20 protein-coding genes are annotated in these 21,927 nt (G+C 67.1%); 9 read left to right on the top strand and 11 right to left on the bottom strand.

The window, feature by feature from the left end; translation table 11 throughout:
• Window positions 1–141 precede the first annotated feature (141 nt).
• Entirely contained in the window at window positions 142–984 is an 843-nt protein-coding gene (locus OHB24_RS30195) for an alpha/beta hydrolase (RefSeq protein ID WP_327641123.1), read from the top strand.
• Window positions 984–1,676, top strand: coding sequence for a nucleotidyltransferase domain-containing protein (locus OHB24_RS30190; protein WP_327634249.1), 693 nt, complete (start codon window positions 984–986; stop codon window positions 1,674–1,676). The genes OHB24_RS30195 and OHB24_RS30190 overlap by 1 nt, the downstream gene beginning before the upstream one ends.
• Here OHB24_RS30190 and OHB24_RS30185 read toward each other — a convergent pair.
• The 3 genes from OHB24_RS30185 to OHB24_RS30175 are packed head-to-tail and all read right to left on the bottom strand — an operon-like array spanning window position 1,673 to window position 3,539.
• Window positions 1,673–2,287: a hypothetical protein gene (locus tag OHB24_RS30185; RefSeq protein ID WP_327634248.1), complete on the bottom strand. Its 615-nt coding sequence runs from the start codon at window positions 2,285–2,287 to the stop codon at window positions 1,673–1,675. The genes OHB24_RS30190 and OHB24_RS30185 overlap by 4 nt on opposite strands.
• Window positions 2,288–2,337: 50 nt before the next feature.
• A complete protein-coding gene (locus tag OHB24_RS30180) occupies window positions 2,338–2,994 on the bottom strand; it encodes a hypothetical protein (protein WP_327634247.1) in 657 nt (218 codons plus the stop codon).
• A complete protein-coding gene (locus tag OHB24_RS30175) occupies window positions 2,991–3,539 on the bottom strand; it encodes an RNA polymerase sigma factor (RefSeq protein WP_327634246.1) in 549 nt (182 codons plus the stop codon). Before OHB24_RS30175 ends, OHB24_RS30180 begins: the two co-directional genes overlap by 4 nt.
• A gap of 76 nt (window positions 3,540–3,615) precedes the next feature.
• On the opposite strand from OHB24_RS30175, the gene OHB24_RS30170 reads away from it, so the two are divergent.
• Both OHB24_RS30170 and OHB24_RS30165 read left to right on the top strand, forming a co-directional pair.
• Window positions 3,616–5,127, top strand: a complete 1,512-nt coding sequence (locus OHB24_RS30170) for a TldD/PmbA family protein (RefSeq protein ID WP_327634245.1) — start codon at window positions 3,616–3,618, stop codon at window positions 5,125–5,127.
• Window positions 5,124–6,530: a metallopeptidase TldD-related protein gene (locus OHB24_RS30165; RefSeq protein WP_327634244.1), complete on the top strand. Its 1,407-nt coding sequence runs from the start codon at window positions 5,124–5,126 to the stop codon at window positions 6,528–6,530. The genes OHB24_RS30170 and OHB24_RS30165 overlap by 4 nt, the downstream gene beginning before the upstream one ends.
• Here the strand turns inward: OHB24_RS30165 and OHB24_RS30160 are convergent, their stop codons facing one another.
• Window positions 6,531–7,196, bottom strand: coding sequence for a class I SAM-dependent methyltransferase (locus OHB24_RS30160; RefSeq protein ID WP_327634243.1), 666 nt, complete (start codon window positions 7,194–7,196; stop codon window positions 6,531–6,533). It abuts the gene before it with no gap.
• Between the two features lie 378 nt (window positions 7,197–7,574).
• Between OHB24_RS30160 and OHB24_RS30155 the strand changes: the two genes are divergently transcribed.
• The 4 genes from OHB24_RS30155 (at window position 7,575) to OHB24_RS30140 (ending at window position 13,234) form a co-directional block, all read left to right on the top strand.
• Complete coding sequence (locus OHB24_RS30155; protein WP_327634242.1) at window positions 7,575–9,479, top strand: DUF2157 domain-containing protein; 1,905 nt, start codon at window positions 7,575–7,577, stop codon at window positions 9,477–9,479.
• Window positions 9,480–9,571: 92 nt separating this feature from the next.
• Window positions 9,572–11,092: a PfkB family carbohydrate kinase gene (locus OHB24_RS30150; RefSeq protein WP_327634241.1), complete on the top strand. Its 1,521-nt coding sequence runs from the start codon at window positions 9,572–9,574 to the stop codon at window positions 11,090–11,092.
• Between the two features lie 224 nt (window positions 11,093–11,316).
• Window positions 11,317–11,532 carry a hypothetical protein gene (locus OHB24_RS30145; protein ID WP_327634240.1) on the top strand — a complete coding sequence of 72 codons (216 nt, stop codon included), beginning with the start codon at window positions 11,317–11,319 and terminating at the stop codon, window positions 11,530–11,532.
• Window positions 11,533–11,611: 79 nt separating this feature from the next.
• Window positions 11,612–13,234: a PfkB family carbohydrate kinase gene (locus OHB24_RS30140; protein ID WP_327634239.1), complete on the top strand. Its 1,623-nt coding sequence runs from the start codon at window positions 11,612–11,614 to the stop codon at window positions 13,232–13,234.
• On the opposite strand, the gene OHB24_RS30135 is transcribed toward OHB24_RS30140, so the two are convergent.
• Window positions 13,151–14,116, bottom strand: coding sequence for a Mom family adenine methylcarbamoylation protein (locus OHB24_RS30135; RefSeq protein WP_327634238.1), 966 nt, complete (start codon window positions 14,114–14,116; stop codon window positions 13,151–13,153). The two genes, OHB24_RS30140 and OHB24_RS30135, sit on opposite strands and share 84 nt — an antisense overlap.
• Window positions 14,117–14,471: 355 nt before the next feature.
• Here OHB24_RS30135 and OHB24_RS30130 point away from each other — a divergent pair, with 355 nt between their 5' ends.
• Window positions 14,472–14,627 (top strand): hypothetical protein, encoded by a 156-nt coding sequence (locus OHB24_RS30130; RefSeq protein ID WP_327634237.1) that lies wholly within the window; start codon window positions 14,472–14,474, stop codon window positions 14,625–14,627.
• Window positions 14,628–14,703: 76 nt separating this feature from the next.
• Here the strand turns inward: OHB24_RS30130 and OHB24_RS30125 are convergent, their stop codons facing one another.
• From OHB24_RS30125 to OHB24_RS30100, 6 genes are all read right to left on the bottom strand, one after another.
• Complete coding sequence (locus OHB24_RS30125) at window positions 14,704–15,063, bottom strand: hypothetical protein (protein WP_327634236.1); 360 nt, start codon at window positions 15,061–15,063, stop codon at window positions 14,704–14,706.
• A 273-nt stretch (window positions 15,064–15,336) separates the two neighbouring features.
• Window positions 15,337–17,055, bottom strand: a complete 1,719-nt coding sequence (locus tag OHB24_RS30120) for an IucA/IucC family protein (protein WP_327634235.1) — start codon at window positions 17,053–17,055, stop codon at window positions 15,337–15,339.
• Complete coding sequence (locus OHB24_RS30115) at window positions 17,052–18,299, bottom strand: lysine N(6)-hydroxylase/L-ornithine N(5)-oxygenase family protein (RefSeq protein ID WP_327634234.1); 1,248 nt, start codon at window positions 18,297–18,299, stop codon at window positions 17,052–17,054. The genes OHB24_RS30120 and OHB24_RS30115 overlap by 4 nt, the downstream gene beginning before the upstream one ends.
• Window positions 18,287–18,817: a GNAT family N-acetyltransferase gene (locus tag OHB24_RS30110; protein WP_327634233.1), complete on the bottom strand. Its 531-nt coding sequence runs from the start codon at window positions 18,815–18,817 to the stop codon at window positions 18,287–18,289. Before OHB24_RS30110 ends, OHB24_RS30115 begins: the two co-directional genes overlap by 13 nt.
• On the bottom strand, window positions 18,814–20,430 hold the full coding sequence (locus tag OHB24_RS30105; protein ID WP_327634232.1) for an IucA/IucC family protein: 1,617 nt from the start codon (window positions 20,428–20,430) through the stop codon (window positions 18,814–18,816). The genes OHB24_RS30110 and OHB24_RS30105 overlap by 4 nt, the downstream gene beginning before the upstream one ends.
• Window positions 20,427–21,914 (bottom strand): pyridoxal phosphate-dependent decarboxylase family protein, encoded by a 1,488-nt coding sequence (locus OHB24_RS30100; protein WP_327634231.1) that lies wholly within the window; start codon window positions 21,912–21,914, stop codon window positions 20,427–20,429. The genes OHB24_RS30105 and OHB24_RS30100 overlap by 4 nt, the downstream gene beginning before the upstream one ends.
• Between the last annotated feature and the right edge of the window lie 13 nt (window positions 21,915–21,927).

Below are 21,927 nucleotides of genomic sequence, written 5' to 3'. Positions count from 1 at the left end.
AGGTTCGAATCACACAGCCGACAAAACCTAGGCCGCATCCTCCCACCACGGCGATTGCATCTCGAATCCCGAGAATGTCGGGTTGTTAACTGTGAATTCGGATAGGTGCTGTCGGGTGGTTACGCTCCGCGTGTGGATGCCATGGTGGAGATCGGTGACCGGGTGCTGCTGTACGCCGTTTACGGGACGGACGGCGGCGTACCGGTGATGTCGTTCGGGGGTACGCCGAGTACGCGGTGGAAGCGGCCCGAGGTGGTGGCGACGATCGAGGCGTCCGGGGTGTGGATGGTGATGCCGGACCGGCCCGGGTACGGCGGATCGACGCGGCAATCCGGCCGGACCGTGGCATCTGTCGCCTCCGACGCAGGTGCTTTGGCGGATGCGTTGGGCTGGGAACGATTCGCGGTCACCGGCGGCTCCGGAGGCGGTCCGCACGCGTTGGCCTGCGCGGCACTGTTGCCGGATCGCGTGACCCGCTGCGCGGTGACTGGGAGCAACGCCCCGCCGCTCGTCGGCGGTCCCGAACCGACCGAGGCGGAGGAACAGGCGGACCCACGGCGCAACCGCACCTCGTGGCTGGCGGTGAACGGCGACCTGCGACCGGGACTCGAGGAAACGGCTCGCACGATCATGGCCGCCGTCGAGGAGGGCGGACCGGAGTTCCCACCGGACCCAGGCTCGCCTCCCGGACCCCCGGCACGGGAGAACCCGGACGCCGTTGCTCGCCTGACCGCCACCTTCGTCACCAGCCACGACGGCTGGATCGACGACCACGTCGCGTTCGCTCAGCCGTGGGGCTTTGAGCTCGGCGACATCCGGATCCCGGTGAGTCTCTGGCACGGATCAGCTGACGAGCGCGCCGGCAAGTACGCCGACCACTTGGCAGCCGCGATGCCGCACGCCGAACGCAAGTACTACGTGGGCGGTCACATCCCGCCGACAAATGCGTACCGCGAACTGCTGCGGTGGCTGACACTGTCCTGATGGACCTAGCGCGTCAACTCGTTCTGGAGCTGTATCCGGAGGCCCGGGCCGCCTGGCTCGGCGGGAGCGTGGTGCGCGGTGACGCCAGTCCGACGTCCGACCTGGACATCACGGTGCTGCTGGACGGACCGCCGGCACCACGGAGGAAGTCGCTGGAGTACGGCGGCTGGCCGGTCGAGCTGTTCGTGCACACCGAGAAGTCACTGCGCTACTTCGCCGACAAGGACCAGCTGCGGCGTCAGCCGACCATGATGCGGCTCGTCGGCGAGTCCGTCGTACTGGTGGACACAGACGGGTCTGGTGCACGGCTGCAGCAGGAGTGCGTGGCTGAGGTTGCAGCTGGGCCTAAGCCGCTGACGAAGGACGAGTTGGACCTGCTGCGCTACACGGTCACCGACCTGCTCGAAGACCTGGCAGCCGCCGAAGGCGATGTCCGCCTGGCGATCACGTCGGTGCTGTGGCAGGAGGCGGCTCGGCTGCTGCTGACAGGTGCCGGCCACTGGTCCGGTACCGGCAAGGGTCTACTGCGCGAGGTCACGGCGTACGACGTTGCTCACGGCACCGACCACGCTGTGAGGTTGCTGGACGGCGTGCGGGCCTCGGACGACCGTCTGGTGGCTGCTGTGGACGACATCCTTGCTGCGCATGGAGGACGGTTGTTCAGTGGCTTCGAGCTGGCTGCTCAGCTCTAGTCGATCAGCTCCCAGCGGCGCTTCGGGAAGAGGCGGATAGCGACCACCGCCGCTCCTGCGCCTAGGAGTACACCGGGAATGATCCAGCGCCACCCGGTGAAGGCGTTGGTCGTTGTGGACACCTGAGCCTGAGCTGGTGGTTCGGGTGACGGTGCGGGCTCTGGTGTGGACGTGTAGCCGTCGTTCAGGCTCGGGCCGCCGTCGAGCTCTCCGCTGAGCAGCTTGAGGTCGTTGAGAAGCTTCAGGAGCTTCACGGGGTCAGTGGCCCGGTGCCACGTGGGCTTCGCGGGTTTGGTGTCGGACGTCAGTTCCTCGGTGGCGATCCACGGTCCGCCCGGAGCGTCCGGGTAGATGATGTCGATGCGCCAGACGGACATGTCGTGGATCAGCCAGGTAGCGCGGACGAAGCGGCCGGACAGGTGCTCGCCGCTCGGCTTGCCCGGTGTCAGCTCGGTCAGCTTGGCCAGTTCGTCGTACCGCGGGTCGCTGTAGCCGAACGCGACGACCCGTGGGGGCGCACTGAGCAGCACGCTGGTCGGGCCGCCGGCGTGTGCGGGCGTGACGCCGATCGCGAAGAGCACGACAACGAGCATGAGGATGCGGCGGACCATGGCAGCTCTCCCTCTCGGTTTCCCTTTTGCTGCTGGTACACCGCTCGCGGTCAGGAGGTTCCGGTCGCCAGCTCCACAGCGCGAGTCCTGTCGACTCCCTCGAGACGGAACGTGACACCGTCGCGCTCCCAGACCAGTGTCGGGCCGGCGATCCGTACGACGCGTTCGTCGACCAGGATCAGCTGATGCGGCGTACTGAACCAGAAGCCGGGGACCTCGGGGACGTAGCCGAGCCCGCTGTAGTACTGCTTGATGTACCTCGGCTCGAGCCCGGACTGGAACTGCTCCAGCCGTACGCCGTCCCAGCTGACCGCTAGGAAGCCTTTTGACGCCTCTACACCCGTCGGCGCACCCAGTGCCCTGGGGAGCCGCGGCGTGAAGCCAGCGACGCCTGCAGCGGCCTCCAGGGACATGTGACCGCCCACCGTCGGAGGCGGCGGTGCAGTACTCGGCCCGGTGCCCACCGGCTCCGCCTGGACTCCCCCGATGTGCAGCCACTCCGCAACGGTTGCGCGTACCGGAGGGGTGAGTGCCACGCCCGCGAGCAGGATGAGGAAACCGGCCAGGAACGCCCGCCACCTGTCCCGCAGCCGCTTCCGCACCGGGAGGTCCGCGACCCGCGACAGCACTGCTGCGGTCAGGCCGTCGTCGACAGGAGGTACGACGGCTGAGCGTCCAACGGACCGGAGTTCGTCTTCAAGGCTCATCGCTGCACCTCCTTGTCGGGTAGAGCGTCACGCAGCCGGCCCAAAGCCCGGTGCAGACGTGACTTGACGGTTCCTCGCGGCCAGCCGAGTACTACTGCGGTCTCCTGCTCGTCCAGGTCCAACAGGTACCTGCAGGTCACCACCAACCGCATCTGCTCGGGCAACGCCCGTACAGCGGCCACCAACTCGGTACGACGCTCCAACGACACAGCCGCATCGGCCGGATCCAGTACGACGTCCAACGGCGCCGCAAGCTCCTCGCGCCGTGCCCGGCGTCCACGAGCACGCACAGCGTTGCGGGTCTCGTTGGCCACGATCCGCAACAACCAGGGCCGGAACGCCGCGCTCTCACGGAACCCAGCGAGCGCCCGGTAGGCCTTGACGAACGCCTCCTGCACCACGTCGTCCGCGTCCGCGCCGGCGCCCAGGAAGACCGCGGTCCGCTTCGCCACGGAGGCATGCCGATCCACCAGCTCGCCGTACGCGGCCGACTCCCCGCCGCGCACCCGAGCCACGATCTCGGCTTCGTCACCGGAGCTGGTCAACGGCCTCCTGTCTACTTCCGGACACTGGCACTACACCGCCGATCATCTCCAGGTTCCCGTGTATAGGGTCGGGGTCGTGCCAGATATCGACGCAAGCTTTCTCGCTCTCCCCCGGCAGGAGTTGGCGGCGGCCGCCCTGCAGCGCGCCCGTGACCTCGGGGCCACGTTCGCCGAGTTCCGGCTGGAGCGGATCCGGTCCGAGTCCATCTCCCTGCGCGACAGTGTGCTGGAGAACGCGAAGGACGACGAGGACCTCGGTCTCGCCGTCCGCGTGATCCACGACGGCACCTGGGGTTTCGCCGCCGGGGTCGCGCTGACCACCGACGAAGCGGTGATTCTGGCCGAGCAGGCCGTGAACATGGCCCAGGTGTCCCGGCCGATCAACGCCGAGACGATCGAGCTCGCCGACGAGCCGACGTACGAGGACGCCAGCTGGGTCTCGTCGTACGAGATCGACCCGTTCAGCGTCCCGCGGGCCGAGAAGGTCGCGCTGCTCACCGACTACAGCGATCGCCTCCTCAAGGCCGAGGGCGTCGCCCACGTCAGCGTCCACGTGGCCACGATCCACGAGTGCAAGTACTACGCCAACACCGCGGGCACGTCGTACACGCAGCAGCGCGTCCGGATCGGCCCCGACATCACCGCGCACGCCGTCGCCGAGGACCGGTTCGACTCGATGTCGTCGGTCGCGCCGCCGGCCGGTCGCGGCTGGGAGTACATGACCGGCACCGGCTGGAACTGGGACGAGGAGCTCGCCCAGATCCCCGCCTGGCTGGCCGAGAAGATGGCCGCGCCGGCCGTCGAGGCCGGCACGTACGACGTCGTCATCGACCCGTCCAACCTCTGGCTCACCATCCACGAGTCGATCGGCCACGCCACCGAGCTCGACCGCGCCCTCGGCTACGAGGCGAACTACGCGGGCACCAGCTTCGCCACGCTCGACCAGCTCGGCACCCTCAAGTACGGCTCGCCCGTCATGCACGTCACCGGCGACCGCACCGCGGAGAACGGCCTGTCCACCGTCGGGTACGACGACGAGGGCGTCGCCGGCCAGCAATGGGACCTGGTCAAGGACGGCGTCCTGGTCGGGTACCAGGTCGACCGCCGGATGGCGAAGAAGAACGAGGACGTGCTCGGCACGCCGCGCTCCAACGGGTGCGCGTACGCCGACTCGTCCGGCCACATCCCGATCCAGCGGATGGCCAACGTCTCGCTGCAGCCCGCCGCGGACGGCCCGTCCACCGAGGAACTGATCAGCCGGGTCAAGAACGGGATCTTCATCGTCGGCGACAAGTCCTGGTCGATCGACATGCAGCGGTACAACTTCCAGTTCACCGGCCAGCGGTTCTACAAGATCACCGACGGCAAGCTCGAGGGCCAGCTCCGCGACGTCGCGTACCAGGCCACGACCACGGACTTCTGGGGGTCGATGGAGGCCGTCGGCGGGCCGCAGACCTACGTCCTCGGCGGCGCCCTGAACTGCGGCAAGGCCGAGCCCGGACAGTCCGGCGCCGTCAGCCACGGTTGCCCGTCCGCGCTGTTCCGCGGCGTCCGAATTCTCAACACCACTCAGGAGGCCGGACGGTGACGGGCATTCAGCTCACCCCGCAGGACACGATCGAGCGGGGCCTCGCCCTGGCCGCGGCCGAGGGCGCCGACGGTTGCGTCGTACTCGTCGCCGAGACGTCCAGCACCAACCTGCGCTGGGCGAACAACACCCTGACCACCAACGGCGCGATGCGCGGCTCGAGCGTGACCGTGATCGCCACGGTCGGCGCCGGCGAGGGCACGGCAGCCGGCGTCGTCGGCCGCTCGTCGGTCACCGACGACTCGTTGCGCGAGATCGTGTCCGCCGCGATCACGACCGCCCGCGCCGCAGGCCCGGCCGAGGACGCCAGCCCGCTCGTCGACGGTACGACGGGAGCGGACTGGGACCTCGAGCCGGAGGAGACGACCGTCGGCGTGTTCGAGAAGTTCGCGCCGTCGCTCGGGGAGTCCCTCAAGCGCGCCACCGCTGAGGAGCGGCGGTTGTACGGCTTCGCGAACCACGAGGTCGTGACGCTGTACGTCGGTTCCTCGACGGGACTGCGGGTGCGCCAGGCGCTCCCCCGCGGGTACGTGTCGTCGACCGGCAAGAACACCGACCTGAGCCACTCGGCCTGGGTCGGTACCGCGACCCGCGACTTCACCGACGTCGACGCGCTCGCCCTCGACGCCGAGCTCACCCGCCGCCTCGGGTGGGCTCAGAGGACGGTGTCCGTCGATGCCGGCCGGCACCCGACGATCCTGCCGCCGGCCGCGGTCGCCGATCTGATGACGTACCTGTTCTGGCAGCTCGACGGCCGGGACGCGTTCGAGGGCCGGACCGTGTTCTCCAAGGCCGGCGGCGGCACCCGGCTCGGCGACACGCTGTCGTCACAGCCCGTGAACCTGCACTCCGACCCGGCGATCGCCGGCCTCGAGGCGTTCGCCTTCGCGGTGGCGCGTTCGTCCGGCGGCTCGTCGAGCGTCTTCGACAACGGGCTCACGCTCGCGGCCACGGACTGGATCCGCGGCGGCAAACTCGAGCACCTGATGACGAGCCGGTACACCGCCGGTCTGATCGACGCGCCGACGGCCACACCGGACATCGAGAACTACGTGATCTCGGTCGACGGCGCGACCGGTTCGACCGACGACCTGGTCGCCGGGCTCGACAACGGACTGCTCGTGACCTGCCTCTGGTACATCCGGATGGTCGACCCGCAGACGCTGCTGCTCACCGGCCTCACCCGCGACGGCGTCTACCTGGTCGAGAACGGCGAGGTCACCGGTGCCGTCAACAACTTCCGCTTCAACGAAAGCCCGGTCGACCTGCTGTCCCGGTTCACCACGGCCGGCGCGACCGTTCCGTCGTACTCGCGGGAATGGGGCGACTACTTCTCCCGCACGGCGACCCCGCCGCTGCTGATCCCCGACTTCAACATGTCGAGCGTCAGCCAGGCGAACTGATCACTGCTTAGTGAGGGCCACACGCCACATCTGGCGTTGACCTTCGTGGTACGGCGTGAGCTCGTCGAGCTGCCAGTGCTCGGCGAGCTCACGCACCAGGACCTCGTCGAAGAAACGGCCCACGAAACCGTCGTGTACTGACAGTCCGTCGCCGAGCTGCTGCCAGTGCTGCGAGCACGGGTCGCCGGTCGACCACACGGCGTACACGAAAACCCCGCCGGGGCTCAGCACCCGGTGGATCTCGGCCACGAGTGACCGCAGCTCGGACGGCGAGAACGCCATGTTCAGCAGGAGATTCGCGAACACCGCGTTCACTCCGCCGTCGGCCGGCGGCAGCGGGTCGCGGACGTCGTGCAGCGCAGCGGTCACCCGATCGTCGAGCCCCTCGCGCTGCGCCTCGTGCCGCAACTGGTCGAGCGCCGTCTCGCTGAAGTCGGTGGCGTGCACGCTGAATCCCTGTCTGGCCAGGAAAAGCGCGTCCCTGCCGTGGCCGGCGCCGAGTTCCAGCACGTCATCGATGCCTGCGGCACCGAACCTCGCGACGGCCTGCTGCGCAGCGGCCGATGGCTCCAGTCCGTGCAACTGCGGGCGTCTCGCGTACGCCGAGTCCCAACGTTCCTGCTGAGCTCTTGCGAGCTCGACATGCCCAGAAGTCCCTCTATACATGGTGCTCCCCGTGTTCGTCACGCCGGTCTGGACGATCGGCAGACCGCGCCAGCCTACGTCAGAACTTTGAGTAGACGTACTCAAGCGGCGGACCGTTCCTTCCCGAGACAGTGGTAGGGACCCGAGGAGGACTCGATGCCGACCGCCGCCATCACCTGCCCCACCTGCCGCTCCCAGCTGCACCTGACGATCGAGCCGGCCTCTTATCCACAGCCTTACCCACAACCCGAACTACGCCTCCCCACCGCCCCACCCCACCTCGGCATCCACCCGCCTCCCCCTCCCCCCGCACCCCCTGTCGCACCTCCTGTCGCACCCCCTGTCGCACCTCCTGCCGTCGCGCCTGCCCCGCCTGTTGCGGCTCGTTCGTCGCGGCCGGTGTCCGGGACCCGCCCGCCGTACCCGACGAGCTTCGGCGACCCCCGTCCGCTTCTCCAGCCACCCGCCAACCAGCCGCCCAACCAGCCGCCGAGACCTTCCCGGATCCGCCGCCTCAGCCCTCAGGCCACCCTCCTCACCCTCGGCGTACTCCTCCTCCTGGCCGCCGGCGTCACCTTCCTGGCCGTCAACTGGGACAACCTCCCCGTCGCCGCCCAGGCCGCCATCATCGGCACCCTCGCCGCCCTCTCCTTCGCCGGCTCGATCCCCGCGAGCCGCCGGAACCTGGCCGGCACCGCCGAAGCCCTCGCCATCCTCGGCACCGGCCTCCTCACCGTCGACCTGTACGGCGCCCGCGCCCTCGGCCTGATCCCACCGACCGCCGTCGACGGCCTCACCTACAGCGCGATCGTCTTCGCAACCATCGCCGTACTCGCCCTCCTGATGACCCGCCTGGCCCCCAAGGTCATCACGTACGGCGTAACCACCGTCATCGCCGCCCAACTCCCGATCCCCCTCGTCCTGATCGACCGAACGAGCCTCCCGGTTCTCCTCGGCGCGCTCCTGGCCCAGGTCGTCAGCACGCTGATCCTGTCCGCGAAGGGCACCGCGATCGTCCGCCGTACCGGATCCATCACCGCAACCATCGTCTTCTGCGGCATCCTCGTGGCCGGCATGACCCGCACCCTCCTGGGCCTCCTGACCACCACAACTCTGTCCATCACGATCGCGACCGCCGCAGTCGTCTGCCTCGCCGCCGCGACCGGCATCGCGATCCTCCACAAGCGTCCCCTCCCCGCGGCGTTCCCCTCCGGCCTCGGCGAGTGCGTCTGCGCCGCAGCCGCCGCCTTCGCGGTAGCCACCACGCTCCCGCAACTCCCCGGCCCGAGCCGCTGGTTCGCCACAGCACTCGTCACGACCCTCGCCGTCATCGAGCTTGTCGCAGCCCGCCGTACCGGCAAGCTCGCCATCGTCCTGCACTCAGCAACCATCACGGTCGCCGCCGTCGACCTCACGTACTGCGTGGCGACCGACGACATCCGCCAACTCGGCTACCTCGCCGCGATCCTCGCCGTACTGGCCGTCCTCGCCGCCGCCCGCAAGCTCACCGACCCCGTCCCCAGCGCCGCCGTCGCCAGCCTGAGCGCCCAACTCGCGATCGTCCTGTTCGCCTTCGACGGGTACGTCGGCGCGTGGCCGGCCGCCGTCGCACTAGCGGCCGTGGCCGCGATCGGCATCGCCGTCACCTGCGGGTACGTCGGCAAGCCGCTGGAACCCGTCCTGCTCACCACAGCCGCATGCGCCGCCGTACTCGCCGAGATCGCCGCTGTGTCGGTCTCCCCCTACACCGCAACCGGCGTGGTCCTGACCATCGTCGCCGCCCCGCTGATTGCCTACGGCATGAACCCGCGCCGCCGCCCCACCCTGCTGCAGGCCGCCCTCCTGCTCATCATCGCCAACACCGCCTTCATGCTCGGCGCCGACGCACACACCCTGGAGTGGTACACCGTCCCGCCCGCCGTGATCCTGCTCGCCGTCGGCATCGTTGCCTGGCGCAACCAACCCAGCTGGGTCTTCCTGGGCCCCGGCCTGATGCTCGGCCTCGCACCCTCCGCCCTGGTCGCCGACACCACCGACAACTGGCTCCGCGCCACCCTCGTGGTAGCCGCAGCCGTCCTCCTCATCCTGATCGCCGTCCGCTACTCCCTCCAATCCCCCTTCATCATCGGCTCCGCCGCCGTAGCCAAAATCGCCATAGCCCAATTCCTGGAAGTAGCCCCCCTCATCCCCCGCTGGATAACCCTCGCCACCGCCGGCCTAATCCTCCTAGCCACAGGCGCCACCTACGAACGCCGCCTAACCCAAGCCAAACAAGCCACCCGCTGGATAACCAACCTCCGCTAACTCAAACGCTTGCCACGACGCGCGGACGATCACTCCCAACGCAGGCTACGAAACGCATACTGAAAATGCTGACTAGCTGCGTTGGGGGACGCATGTCCGATTATCTCGTCCAAGGACTCACCGAGGCGACCTACCTGGTCCCTGTGTTCGAGTCCCTGCGACGGTACGACGGCCTCACCGCCAAGCGACTTTCCGCCACCCGAGCGGCCAACCCCCTGCTCCGCCTACCCATCGTCCAGAACCACGCCGTCCAAACCGGGCAAAAGCCAGCAGCGGCAGCCGTCGAAGTCATCACCGAGCAAGTCCGCGAACTCGACTCGCCGACCGACCGGATCATCGCCGACACGGCCCTCAGACTCGGCATCTACCTCAAGGCCTACAAATCCAGCCAGATCTCGAAACGTGCTCTCTACCTGCTGGCATCTGGCGGACTGGGCGAGCGGCGGCAGGCGCTCGTCGAACACTGGGATGCCTTGCATCAAGCCATTGGGGTGCAGCCTCCTTCTGAACGGCCGCCGCGTGAGCACACTCTGCGGACCCGGAGGGAGAGCGAGGCCTTCGACAAACTTGGCGCCCTTCTCGTCAATCCCAAGCCGACTGGCGGACACTCCGGGCCGATTCCCTTGTCTACCGCCTTGAGTGTCGATTCCACCGCAGCTGGACAGGTCATAGTCGTTGGCGGCGCCACCATCGACCATATCTGGCGGGTCAGGTCGATTCCCGAGATCGCGACATCTGCGATGGCGATGAGCTACACCCGCACTCCTGGCGGCAAAGGCCTCAGCCAGGCGGTCGCCGCCGCCCATCTCGATCTCGACGTCGCCCTGATCGCAGCCATCGCCAACGATGAGGACGGCGAGGTCATCCGCGATCACCTTGCGAGCGAAGGCGTCGACATCTCATTCCTGACGGTAGTTGATCGTCAGGACGTGAGAACACCCGCGACGGGCGTCTTCGAACTTCCTGCCGGCAACAGCTCAGCAGCTGTATGGCGCGACGGCCCCGAACTCGACGTCGCGACCATCGACCGGTGGGCAGCAGCGCTCACCTCGTGCGACGTGCTTCTGCTGACCTTCGAACTCCCGCAATCGGTCCTCAGGCACATCCTCAGCCTTGTCGCCGCGGCGCCGGAGCGCCCTGTTGTCATCCTGACGCCAGGGCAGCCGTACGCCGACGGCCACCTCCTGAGCCCCGCGCTGAAACAGGTCGATTACCTCGTTGCCTATTTGTGGGAACTGGAGACCTTCGCCTTCTCCGACGAGGCGAGGTACGACCCTCAGCTCCTCAGCGAAAACCTTCTCAGTCTCGGGCTGCGATGCCTTTGTCTCCTGGGCGACCGCGGCGGCACCGTCTATCAACAAGGCAGCCCCCCAGAACCACTACCCGCCCCTCATTCCGTTCTCAAGCAATCTTCCATCACTCGCGACTCGTTCTGCGCCGCTCTCGCCGCGCGCCTGATCGAAGGCGGTTCGCTCACAGACGACGCCATCCGCTGGGCCGCGGCCGCTATGACCAGCTTCACCGGGGCCTACCGTGAGGCCGCCTCCCATCCTCGTCGCGCCGTCGTCGAAAAGCACTACCGCGAGATCTCAGACGCCATGGAGGTGGATTGACGTGCCAAGAGCGAGCAATCGCCGTCGGATTGGCAGTCGCCGGCCGACAAGCATCGTCCGCATCCTGCCAAAGTCGTCGGTCGCGGCCACAAAACTCACCCCTCCCGATCTCATTTGCGTCGATCCAGTCTTGACCCGAGACGGCACGAACGCCGTCAGCGGAGTCGACCGGGATCGGATCCCGAGCCGAGCCGACTGCGCGAGGTCAAGGATCGAGGAAGACCATGAGCACCAGCCACCTACTCACTTTGCTCCTCATGTTCAGCTTCTCCCTCGCGGTCGCGAGGAACTGGAGGAAGGTCCTGATCTTCCTGTCCGCGGTACTGCTGACCGCGGCCTTCTTTGGCTTCTACACCATCGCCGTTACCTTGCAGTCCGATTGCGATCCCGCGCGGCCGTACACACCACGGAACCAAATCGCCGCCGCGGCTTCGAACTGATGCCGGCTCGATGGCAGACTTGCGCCGCGGCGTGGGGCGACATACTGGCGACCGCATCAAATGAGGTCGGTGGGAGCGAATGATCGACAGCAGCGACAATCAGGCAGACAAGGTTCGGCTCCTCGCAGGCATGCTCGAGAAGCTCCGAACCCACGATGGTCTGACGCTCGAACGACTCAGCTCGGACAGAACCGGCCTGGCTGCCCCGCTCATCGACCTGGCCGTCACCCGCCGATACGCCAACAGCCACAACCTCGATCCGGCCGTGGCTGCCTTCACGCTGGTCTTGAGCTGCGTACGCGATGATCTCGACGGAACCCAGCAGATCATCGCCGACGCGATCCTCGGCCTCAGGCTGCATCTCAAGGCATACGATGATGCCGGTTTGGATGGCAACATCACGCGATCCCTCTACAACCCGTCTGTCACCCGCCGCAGACAGACTCTGCTCAGCAACTGGCACCGCATACATCGAGCGCTCGGCACCGAACCGGACCCGGCGCCAAGCGATCGATCGCTGCGCGGAACCACCGAACCTGCTGTACTGCGAAAACTCGCCAAGCGCCTCATCGACCGCAACTACGCTCCCGAACCACGTGCGGTCACGAAGTCTGGCGGGCCGATAGCTCCAGAAAACGAGCAGTCCGGGCGTGTTGTCGTCGTCGGTGGAGCAGTCATGGATGTCATCTTCCGGACGAAGAGCCTGCCGGCTCCAGAAACGTCCAGCGAGGCCTTCAGCTTCGACCTGACTCCTGGCGGCAAAGGCCTCACTCAAGCGGTCGCCACCGCTCATTTGGGCCTTGAGACCTATCTGATCGCTGCCGTGGCCGACGATCGTTTCGGAGAGGAGATCCTTGCGTATCTTGACGCGGAGGGGGTGAATACGTCGCTTGTCAAAAGAGTGCCGGGGGTCCGCACTCCGTTCACCGGTGTGATCGAGAGGGAACTCGGCGACAGCATCGCCGTCAACTGGCGCAACGAAGGGAGCATCCATCTCACACCTTCGGACGTCGTCGACCGCCGCACCGAAATCGAGAGCTGCGACGCGCTCCTCACGACGTTCGAGGTACCGCGCACCACGATGCAGGAAACACTTGCAATCGCCGATGGCGTCCAGGACCACCGACCGCTGACCATCGTCACTCCGGGCCAGCCGTACATCAACGAACGAATTTCGCACGACGCACTGTCGCGTATGGACTATCTCGTCGCGCACTCGTGGGAACTCGGACCTTTCGCTCAGGGCCAGACACCGTTCAACCCAGATCCGGTTGCGCGGAATCTTCTCGCCTTCGGCGTTCAGACTCTGTGCCTGCTGGTGAGCGGTGGTTGCACGGTCTACTCGCATCGCGCTCAGGATCCCATCGGCGTTCCGACGCTGCCGACAATTTACAAAGAAACCTCAGCAGCGCGCGATGCCTTCTGCGCTGCCTTGGCAGCCAAGCTGATCGAGAACGACGGGGTCTTCTCGAACAAGGTGGCGCTCTGGGCGGCCGCCGCAATGTCGTGTGCCGCAGCCAACTATTCGCAATCGGACTGGATGCTGACCCGGGCTCGCATCGACGCGCTCCTGGATCGCTCGTTCGGCATCAGCGATGTCGGCATCCTGGCAGTGCCATCAACGACGGACACGGCGCCGTTCGGGGATCGGAACGACTTCCGTAACATCCCGCAGGCGGCAGCAAAAGATCAGCGAGTCTAGGAGTTTCGGGCCGCTCTTCTCGAACAGGACATCGGGATTCTGACGCCCTAACTGCTCCAGATTGGCGCTTCCCCAAGTGGCTCGAAGCTGGCGAGGGCTGGCATAGTCGCGATCGACATACAGGTAGGGCCTTGCCTCGATCGACATCCACTGCCGCCAATTCGCAGCTCGATAGCTGGTGCCCTGGAAGCCAAGGTTCGGATCGACCGCAGTGGTCAGCACCTCGGCTTCGGGGATCTCTTGGGCAAGCACCTGCCGGACCTTCGAGAGAAGTTGCGAAATCGCGAACTTCGGGGCGCCGCGGTGCGAATACACACGCGATACCTCCCAGGCTGCCCCGGACGGCACACCGAACTGCGTCTGCAACTGCCGGCCCACGCGCACCCAGTCCAGCGGAGAAACACTGCACAGGGTCACAGGAAGGTGATTCAAGGGATCGACGAGTGCGAAATTGATTGAGCCATGACGCGCGCTTCGCAAATAGTGAAGCCTGCTGAAAATCTGATTGGCCTGATGGCTCGCCAGGCCCACAAAATGCAGATCAGACAGGAGGAATCCAGGTTCTGGAACCAGGTCCTTGATCTCCCAATGATCGCTCCGCAGCTGTTCCGCGTTACGCCTCAATTCTGCCATCACCGCAGCGAGCGCGACGGTTCCGTCAGGACGGGCCATGCGCGGCAGATGCAGGAGCGTGCGAACCTCGAGCGCCCGCCAGTAGACGTCGAACTCGCTCGCAACGCAGGTGAGCATCTGCTCGAATGCCGGCACCTGCTTTCGGCAGACTTCGAGCGTAAGTCGAGCATCCGACGCGTCCTCACCGTCGGACGACAACGGCAAGACGAATCGACTGGCGGCCTGTCTCTCCGAAGCGATGGTTGACACAAGCCGGAGACTATCGGACCTTCCGTCGCGCGCTGTAACCATCAGCGTGACACGTTTTGGCCAGCCCGACGCCGGATCCCTGCCAGTTGGCAACACCGCGCTGCCAACTGGCAGTCACAAGTGTCACCGTCATTGTCCGATAGCATCACGGACTCGCCAATTCGTCGATATGCGTCGTCGCTCGAGCGGCACCGCAGGGCACTGGCTCGTCAGTCGGCGCCAACTTATCTGGATTGACAGCCGATTGTCATCGGCTGCAATAGAAGTGCGTCATCAAGTGGAAGCCACTCCATATCAATCGGACAGTGGCAAATGCCAACGCATCAAGGGAAGTGACAGAGAAACGAGGGACACCATGCCTCCCGAACAGATTCTTGCAACTCTGGTCGCGCTCGCCGGCGCGGTCCTGGTGACCTCCCTGTGGAAGCAGTTGCTCACGCTAGTTCTGGTAGGCATTGTGTTGATCTTCTGCGTCGGCCTCTACAACGTTGCTGTCGTGGTGGCAGGCTGACAGTCCCCAATCCCGTCAACGCCCGCCCGGAACATTCCGGGCGGGCGTGAGTCTGTTGATCACGGGGCGCCGGATGTCATAGCTCGGACGGTCGTCTGTCGAACCATCTGGTCATGCCCTTGGCCAGAAGCTGTGTGCGGTGCCACACCGGGTCGTGCCTGAGCTGTTGCGCCGACAGGCGGAGCAGCGCCCTGTAGTCGATCGCCAGGTTGACGAGCGTGCTGTGGCGGTCGCAGACAAAGGCGCGGTCGGCGAGGAGTTCGTATTGGTCGCAGGTTAGGTCGATGACCCAGCGGTGCGGGGAGGTTGGGTTGCCGACTTCGATCCAGCAGTGGAACTGCAGCGTTTGATTGGCGACGATGATGTCCCCGAAGCAGTAGCTGGATCGAACCCGTAGCGGCCAAGGGAGCTCGTGCAGCAGCCAGGCTGAGCTCACGCCGCACTGACCCGCGGAACCAGGGCTGGCCGGGTTGTAAGCGAAGGCTGGGTGCACGGTTGACTCGGACCACTCCTTCGAAAGAGCGACTCGATACGCGAACAGCCGACGGCGGACGTGCGCGGAGAACCACGAGTCGGCCTGCGCGCGGGAGCCTGCCAAGACAGAGTGTGACACTGTCGGCCCCCAACCCTCGCAGCGAACTACACACTCGTCGGTATGACTGCGAGTGTCTGTCGGCATTGTGGGCGCTGCCGGTTTCGGTGCGCAAGGTCAATATTGCAAGGGGATTGGTGTGGCTGTGTGCAACGGGTTGGGGATTGTGCCGGTGACCGGGATGGGTGGGCGGGTGTCGAGGTCGGTGTAGCCGAGGGTCAGGCGGTAGCCGTTCAGCGGGTAGCGGAGAAAGGATTCTGCCGTGAGTGCTGTAGCCGTCAAGCGGTCGGTGTATTCAGGGTGGTTCTGGGTGTAGCGGTGTACCTCGCCTAGAGCTATACCCCAGAAGGTTTCTTCGCGGATCAGCGATCTGGCGGCCAGCGGGTTCAAGACGCCTAGCAGGAGGGCATCCACGACGTACTGGCGGAGGATCGGCCATGGTTTGCGAGGGAGAACGCGATCGTGGGAGTCCGGCTCGATGCCTCGGGCAACGATTGGATCGGTCGAGATGTTGATGTCGTCGACGAGATCCTTGATGACGAGGCGACTGGGCAGACCCGAGCCGTCGCAGATGATGGCGAGGTTTTCACCATGCGGGTTGACTGTGATGCCGTAGTGGTGGAGCAGGTGGAGCAAGGGGCGGAAGAGGGTAGAGAGCAGGTGGCCCAGCCAGGCTTGGGGGTCGGTTCCGGAGCGGGCGATCATTTCTTCAGCCAGTCCGGGATGTAAGACGGCGGCCAGCGGCCACACCGTCTCACCGCTCTGGAGGCGGGGGTCTACGGGGTCGCGCCAGATGGAGCCGAGGGTTTCGGTCCATTGGTAGGGGATGGCGGGGTGGGTGGAGAGTTCGGGGTGCGGGACGGTGACCGAGGCGACCTCGCCCAGGAGCTCGGTGCCTAGGGCGCGGAAGATCTCGTCGCGGGACCAGAGGCCGCGTAGCCATTGGGTGATCATCGGGGCGGCGAGGGTGCAATGGGACGGGATGCCGCGGTAGACCGAGGTGTTCAGGATCTTCAGGGGAAGCTTGACCTGGTAGCGCGAAGGATTCGAGATGTTGACCATCGTGCGGATCGACTGGGTCGGGAGGTACTCGTCGGGGCTCTCCCCCAGCACGACGATCTCCCCGGTGGCGAGTTCGCGGGCCCACTGGGTGCGGACGACGTGGTCCAGTTGCCACGGGTGGCACGGGAGCCACACGTACGCGTCGGGGTCGTCCAAGCGCGCACGGAACGCCTCGATCACAGGCGGGTCCAGCTCCCTGGCGATGACCGAGTGCTCCGAGAGGTCCGGCGTACCGCGGAACTCGGCGAGACCACGGCGTACGGCGAGCCAGACCAGGTGCAGCGGCGTACGGGCCTCTGGGGCGTACCGCTCGCTGTCGGAGGCCGAGAAGCCCAGGCGGCCCTTGTTGGCGACCAGGAGCGGGTGCCCGGTCAGGTGCCCTTCCAGCCGGGTGTGGTGCAGTTCCAGCAGCTCAGCAGCGGGTACTGCCGTAGAAGCCATCCGTACGTCGGCCGCGAGCGTGCTCGTCAGTTCCGCGACGTACCCGGCCACAGTGGACCCGTCGACCCCCAGTACGTCGGCAGCGTCGACGAAGAACCGGATGGGGTCGGTGGCGACCTCGCTCTCGTCGTTGCCGAGGATGCCGGCCGTGGTACGTCGGATCGAGGCCGGATCGACCCGCCAGCTCCCGAAGCCGCCGCGCGTCGCCTCGAAGACGTAGGAGACTGCCCCGAGGTCCAGCCGGTTGTCGACGGGCTCCAGCAGCCCCTCCGTGCAGAACTGCGAGATCAGCTTCGCCAGCAACTCCGACGAACACTGCGTCCAAACACTCATCCTGGGATCGCAAACGTCGTGTACGCGGTGGACTTGGGCAGCCGGAACACCTCGCGGCCAGCCACGCTGTTCAGGATGGTCGCGTTGCGGATCGCTCCGATGCCGAGGTCCGGTGCAGCGACGCCGTGGCTGTGCAGGTCGGCGTTCGCGACGAAGATTCGCCCCTCCAAAGCGCCTCGCACGCTGTGGTCGCGGTTGATGACCCAGCGACCGGCAGCGTCGTGCTCGATCTGCTCCTGCAGTGAGTCCAGGAACGGCAGTGGCCGGTTCCGGTAGCCGGTCGCCGCGACGACGGCGCCAGTCGTGTGCTGGAACGTCTTCCCGCTGTCCGCATGCAGCATGGTGAGCTCAAGCCCATCAGCACGCGCGACCGCGGCGACGACAGCTACACCGCACTGCAGTTCAACCGGCAGGTCCCGCGAGTACAGGACGTCGTGGATGTCATCCAGCGTCTCCGACGAGATGCCCTTGTAGTGCCGCCACTGCTCCTTCACCAGCTTGTCGCGCACCGGCTCGTCCAGTCCGTGGAAGTAGTCGACGTACGACGGTGTCGTCATCTCCAATACCAGCTTGGAGTAGTCCAGCGGAGCGAACGACGGCGTACGCGTCAACCAGGACACAGCAGGACCGTTGGCTCGCAGCAGGTCCAGAGCGCACTCAGCACCCGACTGCCCCGAGCCAACCACCGTCACCCGTCCTGTGCGCAGCAGATCGTCACGCCGGAACAGGTAGTCCGCGGAGTGCGCGAACCGCTCAGCAGGGAGTCCTGCCAGCGCAGCAGGTACGGACGGCTCAGTACCGACGCCGACCACCAGATGCCGAGCCTCGAACTGCTCAACGCTGTCTCCGCGCTCCACAGTCAGCTCGAACGACGAGCCGTTCCACACCGCTTCCCGCACGTGGTGGCCGAAGTGCAGTGAGTCCAGCTGCGCCGCACACCACCGCAGGTACGTTTCGTACTCCCGTCGCGTCGGGTGGAACTTCTCCCGCACGTAGAACTGATACAGCCGGTCGTTGTCCTTCAAGTACGACAGGAACGACAGGTGATGCGCCGGCTCGACCAACGACACCAGATCCGCCAGGAACGACACCTGCAGCATTGCGTCCTCGAACATCAGCCCGCGATGCCAGGTGAACTCCGGCCGACTGTCGAGCACAGCCAGCTGTACGTCGTCCACGCCGTCCGCCAGTGCGGCCAGTCCGAGGTTGAACGGCCCGCAGCCGATCGCAATCACGTCGTACATGTCATGCCTCCCTGCACGGCCCGGGTACGGACCATCAGTAGTGCTGTCTTCTCGGGCAGCTGTAGCTCCCCGTGCTGGACGAATCCGGCCGCAGCGAACGCGCGGACGGAAGGGGTGTTCTCGATGTCCGGTTCGGCGACCACCTGCGAGCAGGCCTGCTCCGCGCGCAGCACCCCGTCAGCGAGCCACCGCAGTAGTTGCCGCCCGAGGCCCCGGCCGACACGCGTGACGTCTCCGATCGCCACGTGCACGCCCCGGTCCTCCTCGCCGTACGCGTAGTACTCCGCGAGCCGGTCGTGCCGGACCCGGTACAACTCGACGTACGCGAACTCCTCCGCGTCCGCCGCGACCACGTACGGCGTGGAGTGCTCCCCCGCCGCCTGCTGCTCGATCTCCTGCGCCCAGCGCTCCACGGACCAGCCCTGATGCCACCAGCGCCGGATGTGCGGCTGCGCCATCCACAGTGCGATGCGTGGGGCGTCGGACGGGCCTGCCTGGCGCAGGTCGAATGAGATCACCGCAGCGGGTTTGGGATGTCGAGGTAGACGGACTGTGCGTCCAGTGGCGCTACTACCTCGTCAATGCCCCGCAGCCGGGTCAGCATGTTCGCTTTGCACGGCAGCGTGTCTGCCTCGAGCCACCGCCGCGCCAGCCGATCGCCAGAAGGTCCCGCAGCCTTCAGCAGCGGTAGAGCGAGTGTCAACCGCTCCCGCACCACACCGAGCAGGTCACCCTCGTCTGCAACCCCGTCCGCCGCCAGACAGCCCACCACGGCCAGCGCCTGGTTGTGGAGCAGGTAGTAGGTCAACCGGTCGTCGACGATCAGGTCGTCCACCACCGCCAGCGTCGAGTCCCGCAGCCCAGTGACTGCCAGCAGACCACGCAGGTACGACGACGCGAGGTAGTAGCCCTGGTTGTCGCGATAGGCACCGCCCTTGATCCGCCCTGCCCCGTCCAGCCGCACCAGCGTGTTCTGCTGATGCGCCTCGAGACCGATCCCCGTCTCGGCGTACAAGTGCAGCATCGGGATCAACACGTTGTCGATGTACGCCGAGACCCACTCAGCGGGGTCCTCCGCCGCGAAGGCACTCAACCGACTCACACCGCCAGGACGTGGAGCGACGAGCCCCGCCAAGCAGGCGTAGCTGTTGACGTCTGCCGGCACCTCCCGGACAGCAACGTCAAGTCCGGTCAGGGTCGGTCCACCCTCGTCGAGCGCGACCCAGGCCGGGTCGCGAACGATGGTGAAGCGTGGGTGCGCCGTCGCCGTCCCCGCGTTGTACGCCGCGTCGAGCAATCGATTGATCTCCAGCCCGCGGCGCAGCTCGGTCGGCGTCGACTCCCGCCGCGAGTTTGTGATCCGCAGACCGAGCGACAGCTTCAGCATCACCGGCAGATCCGGATGGAACACGGTCCGGAGGCTGGACGTCGGGTACCACTGAGCGCCACCAGGTCCCAGCTCCTTCACCCGACCGGCAGAAATCAGCGAGGCGACGCGCGGACGCTGCGCCACCGCGGCCGCCTGCCACGGATGGGCCGGGATCAGCACCCGGCCCGACGACGGGGTGATACCGGCCAGCGCGCCCATCAACTGCACAGCGTCCAGTCCCTGCAGCGAGGGCGCGCCGGCCACCTGGTCCGACGACACCAGTTCGGCGTCGGCTTCGAACCAGTGCACTTGGAAGCGGCCACCGAGCTCCGGCGAGTACGCCGCCAGCTCGTCACCGCTCAGTCCGTCCCGGCTCTTCGGCGCCGGGTGGTTCAGATGCCCGAACAGCAACGCCTGCTCGAACTCCAGGAAGCGCCCAGGTCCACGCTCCCCGTCAGCCTCCGAGACGAAGAGCGCGACGTTGCGCACCGACTCCGCCGTTCGCGCCGCCAGGTCGTCGATCTCGGCCGGATCCGCGTCCGCCGACAGCAACCGCACGAGTTCCTCGGGCACAGCGGGTACGCCGTCCACCTGTACGTCGGTGAACTGGTGCAACCCGGTCCGCGACGCATGCTCCACCCGCGCCGTCACCGTCGAACCGCCGACCTCCAAGGTCAGCTCCCCGACCGCGACCGGCACGGACGACTCCCGGGTGTAACACCGCAGGATCGCGTTCAGATGCGCGTCAGCCGCAATTGTCACGCCGCTCCTTCGCCGGTCCGGACGTCGAGGCCGGTGGCCACGACCTGGTCGAGCAGGTCCTCGATGTCCGTCGCGGTGGCGTTCGGGTTCAGCAGCGTCAGTTTCAACGCGACAGCCGCCGGGCGGCCGCCGCGGGCCGGCAGTTTGGTCCGGCCGATCAGCACCCGCCCGGAGGTCAGCAACCGGCGCCGGACCTCACCCTGGAGCGCGTCCAGTCCGGACGCGTCCAGGCCCTGCCCGGCGACCCGGAACAGCACCGTGGTCAGGGTCACCGGCGCCAGCAACTCGAGGTTGCTGTCGGCAACGACCCGGGCCGCGGCGGCGTGCGCGAGCTCGTGGCAGGTGTCGACCATCGTTCCCAGTCCGGCCCGTCCGTATGCCGTCAGCGTGGTGGCAACCTTGACCGCGTCCGGCCGGCGGGTGGTCTGCAGGCTGCGGCCGAGCAGCCCGTCCAGCCCGGAGTCGATGTCGTCGGCCGGGTTCAGGTAGTCCACCGAGCGGTCGAACGCCGCGAACCGGCTCCGGTCCGCCACCAGCAGCACGCTGGTCGCGGCCGGCTGCCAGCCGATCTTGTGCAGGTCCAGCGTCACCGAGTCCGCCAGCGGTACGTCGGCGAGCAGCGGCGCCAGCCGATCCGAGAACAGTGCCCCGAACCCGTACGCCGCGTCGACGTGCAGCCAGGCGCCGTACTGCCGGGCCAGTTCGGCGATCGGCGCGATCGGGTCCACCGATCCGAAGTCCGTCGTACCGGCGGTCGCGATCACCGCCACCGGCGTCCGGCCGGGCTTCGCGAGCTCGTCGGTGAGCACGTCGGTCCGCATCCGGAAGTTCTCGTCGGAGGCGATCGTGATCGCGGCCTGCTCACCGAGCCCGAGGGCGGCGCAGGCTCGCTGGACCGAGAAGTGGGCGAGCTCGGAGCAGAACACGACCGGCCGGTCGAAGCCCTGCAGGCCGTTCCGCCGGACGTCGACACCCGCGGCGGCGGCCGCGCTGTCGCGGGCGATCAGGATCGCGAGCAGGTTCGAGATCGAGCCGCCGGGCGTCAGTACGCCGTCCGCCTGCGGGCCGAAACCAGCCAGCGAGGCCAGCGCCCGCACCACCCACTGCTCGATCGCGAGCGTCGCGGGGCCGGAGTCGTAGGTGTCCATCGAGGCATTCGAGGCCGATGCCAGCGCGTCCGCGTCGACCGCGACCTGCAGGACCGGCGGCTGCAGGTGCGCCGCGGCGTGCGGATGGCTCAGGTCGATCCCGTGCTCGTCGAGCAGCCCCGCGATCAGGTCGAGCGCGGCGGACTCCCCGACGCCGGTCGACGGGACCCGCGGCTCACCCAGCACGTCGGCAGCGCGCCGCAGCACCGCTCCCGGCGAACCGTGCGGCAACGGTCCGCGCTCACGGTCCGAGACCGTCGAGGCCAGCGGCCAGCGGGCGGCGAACGGATCGCGAACAGGTGCGGGCAGCGCGGTGAGACGCGCGGGCTGCGACATCCAGATCTCCCGG

Origin of the sequence: Kribbella sp. NBC_00482, assembly GCF_036013725.1 — a bacterium.
In the GTDB taxonomy this organism is placed as follows: Bacteria; Actinomycetota; Actinomycetes; order Propionibacteriales; family Kribbellaceae; genus Kribbella.
Note: the sequence above shows the minus strand (reverse complement) of the source record. Positions and strands in the feature narration are given on the sequence as shown.

Bases quoted from the DNA above. Each gene is read 5' to 3' on its own strand.
- OHB24_RS30195 (WP_327641123.1), top strand. From the start codon at position 142: ATGGTGGAGATCGGTGACCGGGTGCTGCTGTACGCCGTTTACGGGACG.
- OHB24_RS30190 (WP_327634249.1), top strand. From the start codon at position 984: ATGGACCTAGCGCGTCAACTCGTTCTGGAGCTGTATCCGGAGGCCCGG.
- OHB24_RS30185 (WP_327634248.1), bottom strand. From the start codon at position 2,287: ATGGTCCGCCGCATCCTCATGCTCGTTGTCGTGCTCTTCGCGATCGGC.
- OHB24_RS30180 (WP_327634247.1), bottom strand. From the start codon at position 2,994: ATGAGCCTTGAAGACGAACTCCGGTCCGTTGGACGCTCAGCCGTCGTA.
- OHB24_RS30160 (WP_327634243.1), bottom strand. From the start codon at position 7,196: ATGTATAGAGGGACTTCTGGGCATGTCGAGCTCGCAAGAGCTCAGCAG.
- OHB24_RS30150 (WP_327634241.1), top strand. From the start codon at position 9,572: ATGTCCGATTATCTCGTCCAAGGACTCACCGAGGCGACCTACCTGGTC.
- OHB24_RS30145 (WP_327634240.1), top strand. From the start codon at position 11,317: ATGAGCACCAGCCACCTACTCACTTTGCTCCTCATGTTCAGCTTCTCC.
- OHB24_RS30140 (WP_327634239.1), top strand. From the start codon at position 11,612: ATGATCGACAGCAGCGACAATCAGGCAGACAAGGTTCGGCTCCTCGCA.
- OHB24_RS30130 (WP_327634237.1), top strand. From the start codon at position 14,472: ATGCCTCCCGAACAGATTCTTGCAACTCTGGTCGCGCTCGCCGGCGCG.
- OHB24_RS30120 (WP_327634235.1), bottom strand. From the start codon at position 17,055: ATGAGTGTTTGGACGCAGTGTTCGTCGGAGTTGCTGGCGAAGCTGATC.
- OHB24_RS30115 (WP_327634234.1), bottom strand. From the start codon at position 18,299: ATGTACGACGTGATTGCGATCGGCTGCGGGCCGTTCAACCTCGGACTG.
- OHB24_RS30100 (WP_327634231.1), bottom strand. From the start codon at position 21,914: ATGTCGCAGCCCGCGCGTCTCACCGCGCTGCCCGCACCTGTTCGCGAT.